The organism is Deltaproteobacteria bacterium (assembly GCA_016210005.1).
Classification (GTDB): Bacteria; Desulfobacterota; Binatia; order HRBIN30; family JACQVA1; genus JACQVA1.
In genome coordinates, this window is the sequence record JACQVA010000002.1 from 1 (window position 1) to 6,565 (window position 6,565).

At 66.1% G+C, this 6,565-nt stretch carries 5 protein-coding genes; 4 read left to right on the forward strand and 1 reads right to left on the reverse strand.

Going from position 1 to position 6,565, the window contains the following annotated elements:
• From HY699_00200 to HY699_00215, 4 genes are all read left to right on the forward strand, one after another.
• Window positions 1-600, forward strand: a 600-nt coding sequence (locus HY699_00200; GenBank protein ID MBI4514227.1) for a formylglycine-generating enzyme family protein, incomplete at its 5' end; no start/stop codon positions are given.
• Window positions 601-736: 136 nt separating this feature from the next.
• Entirely contained in the window at window positions 737-3,070 is a 2,334-nt protein-coding gene (locus HY699_00205; protein ID MBI4514228.1) for a protein kinase, read from the forward strand.
• A 39-nt stretch (window positions 3,071-3,109) separates the two neighbouring features.
• On the forward strand, window positions 3,110-3,796 hold the full coding sequence (locus tag HY699_00210; protein MBI4514229.1) for a radical SAM protein: 687 nt from the start codon (window positions 3,110-3,112) through the stop codon (window positions 3,794-3,796).
• Window positions 3,797-3,872: 76 nt separating this feature from the next.
• A complete protein-coding gene (locus HY699_00215; GenBank protein MBI4514230.1) occupies window positions 3,873-5,075 on the forward strand; it encodes an acyl-CoA/acyl-ACP dehydrogenase in 1,203 nt (400 codons plus the stop codon).
• Window positions 5,076-5,142: 67 nt separating this feature from the next.
• On the opposite strand, the gene HY699_00220 is transcribed toward HY699_00215, so the two are convergent.
• Window positions 5,143-6,294, reverse strand: coding sequence for an acyl-CoA dehydrogenase family protein (locus tag HY699_00220; GenBank protein ID MBI4514231.1), 1,152 nt, complete (start codon window positions 6,292-6,294; stop codon window positions 5,143-5,145).
• Window positions 6,295-6,565 lie beyond the last annotated feature (271 nt).

A 6,565-nucleotide genomic window follows, 5' to 3' on the forward strand; every position in this document is an offset into this window, starting at 1 on the left:
CCGGGGTATTACTTGGGGCTGCATGCGGTGACCAACGCGCAGTACGAGCGGTTCGTGCGGGCGACCAAGCGGGCGGCGCCGCAACATTGGCAGGGCGGGAGCGTGCCCGTGGACAAAGCGGATCACCCGGTGGTGTACGTGAGTTGGGAGGACGCGCAGGCATACTGTGAGTGGGCGGGGCTACGGTTGCCGACGGAATTGGAGTGGGAGAAAGGGGCGCGCGGAACGGACGGGCGGGAGTACCCATGGGGGGAGCAGTGGGACGAGACGAAGTGCCGCAATGACAAGAACAAGGGGAGCGGCGAGACGGCAGGGGTATGGGAATATGCAGCGGGGTGCAGCGTATGGGGGCTGTATCAGATGGCGGGGAACGTGTGGGAGTGGTGCGCGGACTGGTACGACGACAAGGCATACACCCGCTACAAGGGGGGCGATCTGCGGCCTCCTGAGACCGGCGCGTCCCGTGTCGTGCGGGGTGGCTCGTGGGGCGGCGTCGATCCGGTCCTCTTCCGGTGCGCGTACCGCGACCTCGACCGCCCCGACTACCGCCGCGGCGACCTCAGCGGCTTCCGTGTGGCCAGGACTCTTCTTACGCCATGAACCTTAACGCCTTTACCCCTTGTCTTTTCCCCGCGAGCGTAGCGAGCGGGTCGCGATTTTCTCGGAGTGCGGCTCCCTGCCTGGATGCCCGCTTTCGCGGGCATGACGATGGCCTTGGTGCGTGAGAAGACCCAGCATGTCGTCCTCAGGCGGACCGTATAAGATCGGGCAGCAGTTCGGACCGTACGTGCTGGAGTCGTACCTCGGTTCTGGCGCTTTCAAGAGCGTCTACCAGGCACGCCGCGGCGCTGGCTCGGACACCGAAGCGGTGGTGGCGGTGGGCTTTCCGCATCAGCAGGACCGCGACGGCATCGCCGAGTTGGAAAAGGAGTTTGCCGTCACCAGCCGTCTTGACCATCCGAACATCGTGCGGGTGCACGTTGTCGAGCGGCACGAGGGGGTAACGTTTCTGGTGATGGAATTCGTCGAGGGCGAGAGCCTGCGGGCACGCCTGAAGCGGGAGAAGGCGCTAGAGCCGGCTGCGGCGCTGCGCGTGGTGGGGCTGGTGTGCGAGGCGCTCGCCTACGCCCACGCGGCCCACGTTTTGCACCGCGACGTCAAACCGGAGAACGTCTTCCTCACTACCGCCAACGTGCCCAAGCTCATCGACTTCGGCGTGGCGCGGCTGCTGGCCCGCACCAGTCAGAAGGCCAGCACCGGCATCGGCACCGTCGAGTACATGGCGCCCGAGCAGATGCAGGGCGCGGCCGGCACCAACGCGGACTTGTGGGCCCTCGGCGTCACGTTCTACGAACTGCTCACCGGCGCGCGCCCGTTCACCGGCGAAGTCGGCGAGGTCATCCAGAAGATCCTCAGCGGGCGCTACGACGAACGCCCGCTGCACGAGAAGGGCGTGGACACGCGCCTCGTTCGGGTACTGCGCAAGCTGCTCAATCGCGATGCCGAGGCGCGCTATCAAACCGCTGACGAACTAGCGCGTGACCTCGAATCGGTGGCGCGCCGCACCCGGCTGGTCGACGACGACGAGAGCCGGTTGGAAGTGCTCATCCGCGCCAGTTTCCCGATCGTCTGCGTGATCTCCTTCGAAGAAGAGCGAATCATCGCCGCGGTGCGCGAGATCGCCCAGCGCCTCGGGGAAGAGCGCAAACAGCCCCGCCGCCTCTACGTGTGGAGCGCCTCGCGCGGTTTGCGCGACGACCAGGACCAACTCACCGACGCGCACACGCTCGACGATCCCACGGCGGCGCTGGTACACGCCATCGAGAACCGCGAGGACGCGGTCTACCTGTTCCTCGACATGCACCGGCACTACTCGCCGGTGACCACGCGGCTGATCCGCGACACCGCGCGCGCCATGCGCATGACCCGCAAGTCGTTGCTGTTTCTGTCGCCCTCGTACCAGGTGCCGGCCGAGCTGGAGAAGGCGGTCACGCTTTCGTTCTTCCAACTGCCCGATCCGCGGCAGTTGCGCCAGGTGCTCGACGGCGTGGCGGAGGAGATCCGGCTGGCCGGTCTGCGCGTCGAGCTGTCGGAAGCGGACCATGCCGTGCTTGTACGTGCCGCCAGCGGGCTGACCGGCAGCGAAGCGCAGCTCGCGTTCCGCAGTGCCGCGGCGCGCGACGGCGGCTTGCTCCCTTCGGCCGTGCGCGCCGTGGTGGAGTCGAAGACGCAGATCATTCGCAAGTCGGGCATCCTGGAGTACTACCACCAGGTGGAGTCTTTTGACGACGTCGGCGGGCTCGGCAACCTGCTGGCATGGTTCCGGACGCGGGCGCCGGTGTTCGCCAACACCGCGCGCTACGCCGGCCTGCCCGTTCCCAAGGGCGTGCTGCTGGTCGGTGTGCCAGGCTGCGGCAAGAGTCTGTCGGCGCGCGCCTTGGCGGGAGCGTGGGGCGTGCCGCTGTTGCGGCTCGACGTCGGGCGCATTTTCGGCTCGCTGGTCGGGTCTTCCGAGGCCAACCTGCGCATGGCCATCCAGACCGCGGAGGCGGTGAGCCCGTGCATCCTGTGGATCGACGAAGTCGAGAAGGGCTTCTCGGGCGTACGTGGTGAGGGTGGCGGCGGCGTGGCGGCGCGCGTCTTCGGTTCGTTCCTCGGCTGGCTGCAAGACAAGCGCAGCCCGGTCTTCGTCGTCGCCACGGCCAACGACTTGAGCGGCATTCCGCCGGAGTTTCTGCGCCAAGGTCGGTTTGATGACATCTTCTTTGTCGGCTTGCCTGCCAAAGTCGAGCGCGAAGCGATCTTCCGGGTTCATCTCAGCAAGCGGCGGCGCGACGCGTCGCACTTCGAGTTGGCCGAGTTGGTGCGCACCACCGAGGGCTTCTCCGGCGCGGAGATCGAGCAGACGGTGGTCGGCGGCCTGTTCCGCGCCTTCGACGATGGGCGAGAAATCGAGACACGCGACATGGTGGCCGCGGCGGTGGAGACGTACCCGTTATCGCGATCGCGCGCGCGGGAGATTGCCGCGCTGACCGCGTGGGCACACGGCAACGCCAAGCCGGCGAATTGAGCGGTCTGACATTCAAATGAACGCCGATCGGAATGCGCGATGAAGGTTCGGCTGCACGCGATCGAGTACGGTAGCCGGGCAAACGGTCCGGGCCTACGCGCCGCGCTGTGGTTTCAAGGCTGTACGCTCGCGTGCCCCGGTTGTTTCAACCCCGCCACCCATGATGCGCAGGATGGAGGCTGGTCGGATACCGGCACCCTTGCCGCGGAGATCAGTGCGCGGCGAACGTCCATCGAGGGCGTCAGCATCTCCGGCGGCGAGCCCTTCCAGCAACCGCAGGCGCTGCGGGACCTGCTCGAACGGCTGGCGGAATCGGGGCTCAGTCGCCTGGTGTTCAGCGGCTATACGTTGCACGAGATACAAGTCTCGCCGTGGGGGCCGGCGATTCTCTCCTGCATCGACGTGCTGATCGCCGGGCGCTATGTGGCCATGCGTGGTTTGGGCGAGGGATTGCGGGGCTCGGCCAACCAACGAGTCCATCTACTGACCAGTCGCTACACGCACGGCGATCTCGCTGCCGTACCGCGCCGCGAAGTCATTCTGCATCCCGACGGCAGCGTGTCGATTACCGGCATTCGGCCCGCGATCGTTGCACCAGAGGCTGCGGCTGATCCGGGAGCCCCTTCAACCCGACTGAATCTAAGCAGAATGAAGGGCGGCAACACCCGGCGGCAAGCACTAGCTGGAACAATACGGTGGACTAGTGATAGCGGGGAAGGTAGCTGAGAGGGCGGGCTTTCCCCGGTCTTTGGTTTATCGTTTTGGGTTGGCAGGGCGCACACCAGTTTCAAAGGAGCATTTCATGGCCATGATTGATCTCGATGTTGATCTGTCTGACGAGGAACGCCGGGTACGCGACACCGTCCACAAATTCGCCGCCGAGGTTATGCGACCCGCCGGCGTCGCGCTCGACCGCCTGGCCGATCCGGCGGAGGTGATCGCGCCGCAGTCGCCGCTGTGGGAGGCGTTCAAGAAGTACCGCGCGCTCGGTCTCGAAGCGTATACGGATCCGAGCAGCGACTTGCCGCCGCTGCAGCGCGCGCGGCTGCGCTACATCATCGCCGAGGAATTGGGCTGGGGCGACTCCGGCCTGGCGATCAGCTTCGGCGTCGCCGGTTTTCCGCGCATGCTGGCGCAACTCTCCGGCAAGCCCGAGCTGATCGAGCGCTTCGGAGACCCAAACAGCGTCGGTTGCTGGGGTGGCACCGAGCCGCATCACGGCAGCGACCTGATCATCTTCTCCGATAAGCTCGGCACCCCGGCCTACGGCAAGCCGGATTGTGTCGCGCGCAAGGAGGGGGACTTCTTCGTCATCAACGGGCAGAAGTCGGCGTGGGTGTCGAATGGCACCATTGCCAGCGCCAGCGCGCTCTTCTGCGCCGTCGACCTGGGTGCCGGCGTGATCGGCAACGCCGGCTTCGTGGTGCCGCTCGATGTGCCGGGCGTCTCGCGCGGCAAGCCGCTCAACAAGATCGGCCAGCGGGCGCTGAATCAGGGAGAGATCTTCTTCGACAACCTGCGCATTCCCACCGACTACATGGTGCTCGGTCCCGAGATGTTTGCCTTCGCCACCGATTCGGTCCTGTCGCTGGCCAACAGCGGCATGGGGGTGACCTTTGTCGGCGTGGCCCAGGCCGCGCTCGATCTGGCGCTGGACTACGCCAAGCAGCGGGTGCAGGGCGGGGTGCCGATTATCCAGCACCAGAGCGTCAAAGCGCGCCTGTTTGAGATGTTCCGCAAGGTCGAAGCGGCGCGCTCGCTGGCGCGGCGGGTGATGGTCTACAACGCCACCAACACACCGCCGGCGTTGCAATACGCCGTCGCGTCCAAGGTGACGGCGACCAGCACGGCCTTCGAGGTTGCCAGCGCGGCGTTGCAGATCTTCGGCGGCAACGGCTTGAGCCGCGAGTATCCGATCGAGAAGCTGCTGCGCGACGCCCGCGCCTCGATGATCGAGGACGGTTGCAACGAAGTCCTCGGCCTGGTGGCGGCCGAGCGGTTGTAGGGCAGCGCTCGGCCCGGGGTTCACCGTTGCGAGCGCGGGCGGCTCGCCCGCCTCGGTACCCCTACTGCTACTGCCAGCTCGTCTGCACGTCGCCCTTGCGCAGGCGGCCGGCGATGACGATTTGCTGCACTTCGCTGGAGCCGTCGTAGACGCGCACCACCCGGGCATCGCGCCAGATGCGCTCGATCATGTACTCGGCGCGCACGTAGCCGTTGCCGCCGAAGATCTGCACCGCATCGTCCACCGTTTGCCACAGCCCCTCGGCCGCCAGGAGCTTGGCGGTGGAGGACTCCCTGATTGCCGGTTGCCCGTGGTCGAGCAGCCAGGCGCTGCGGTAAACCACCAGCCGCGCCGCCTCGGTACGCGCGCTCATCTGCGCCAGGCGGAAGCCGATGCTCTGATGCTCGGCCAGCGGCTTGCCGAAGGTCTTCCGCTGCTCCGCATACTCCAGCGCCAGCTCCATAGCTTTTTGTGCCGCACCAACACAACGTGCGCTCAAAGTAGTGCGGCCCTCGGCGAGGCTGCGCTTGGCATACTCGAACCCTTCGCCCTCCTTGCCGACGAGGGCCTGCGCCGGGATGCGGGCATCGTCGAAAATGATCTCCGAGATGCGCGAGCCCTGGTGGCCGAGCGTGTCGAACACCTGCCCGATCTGCACCCCGGGGCTGTCGGCATCGACGATGAAAGCCGTGATGCCCTGGTCGGTGCGGGCGAAGACGAAGAAGTGGTGCGCCCGCGGCGCGTTGGTAATGAAGGTCTTGCGGCCGTTGAGAAGCCAGCCGTCGCCCTTGCGCTGGGCACGGGTTTGCAGGTTGCCGGCGTCGGAGCCGGCCTCGGGCTCCGTGAGCGCGAAGGCCCCGAGCCATTCGCCGCTGGCCATTTTGGGAAGGTAATGCCGCTTCTGCGCCTCGCTGGCGAAGCGGATGATACCGACGCAGCCGATGCCGGTGTGGACGCTGATGTAGCTCGCCAGCCCCCACGGCCCGCGCCCGAGCATTTCGTGCACCAACGTCTTCTGCACCACGTTGAGGCCGAGGCCGCCATACTCCTGCGGAATGCTGAGCCCATACAAGCCCAGTTGCCGCGCGCCTTCGATCAGATGCGGCGGTAACTCGTCGGTCTTGTCGATCTCCTTCCAGCAGGTGTTCGCCTGCTCCTCGACGAAGTCACGTACCGACTGTTGCAGTGCCAGATCGTCTTGCGACAAGGTGAAGTCCATGGCAGCCCTCCGCGCCGAGACCTCTACACAAATCCGCGCTGGGCGCCAATCGGATGGCCGCTGGGCCATCAGACGGGTGTGCGACAAATCTGTGGATAACGTGCAGCCGACCGGGCAAATCCTCACCAGCCTGACAGTACTGTGTACTGTCAGGCCGAGGCCCATGGCCGAAAGGGACGCAATTTGTCAGCTGTGAGGTCACCCCAATGTACAGCGTGCCGTTCCGTTTGCTGGCCAGGATGTAAACGCAGAACTGCTTGTCCATAGCGCC

What these genes read in the sequence shown, in the direction of transcription:
- HY699_00210 (MBI4514229.1), top strand. Translation starts at nt 3,110, where the DNA reads ATGAAGGTTCGGCTGCACGCGATCGAGTACGGTAGCCGGGCAAACGGT.
- HY699_00205 (MBI4514228.1), top strand. Translation starts at nt 737, where the DNA reads ATGTCGTCCTCAGGCGGACCGTATAAGATCGGGCAGCAGTTCGGACCG.
- HY699_00215 (MBI4514230.1), top strand. Translation starts at nt 3,873, where the DNA reads ATGGCCATGATTGATCTCGATGTTGATCTGTCTGACGAGGAACGCCGG.
- HY699_00220 (MBI4514231.1), bottom strand. Translation starts at nt 6,294, where the DNA reads ATGGACTTCACCTTGTCGCAAGACGATCTGGCACTGCAACAGTCGGTA.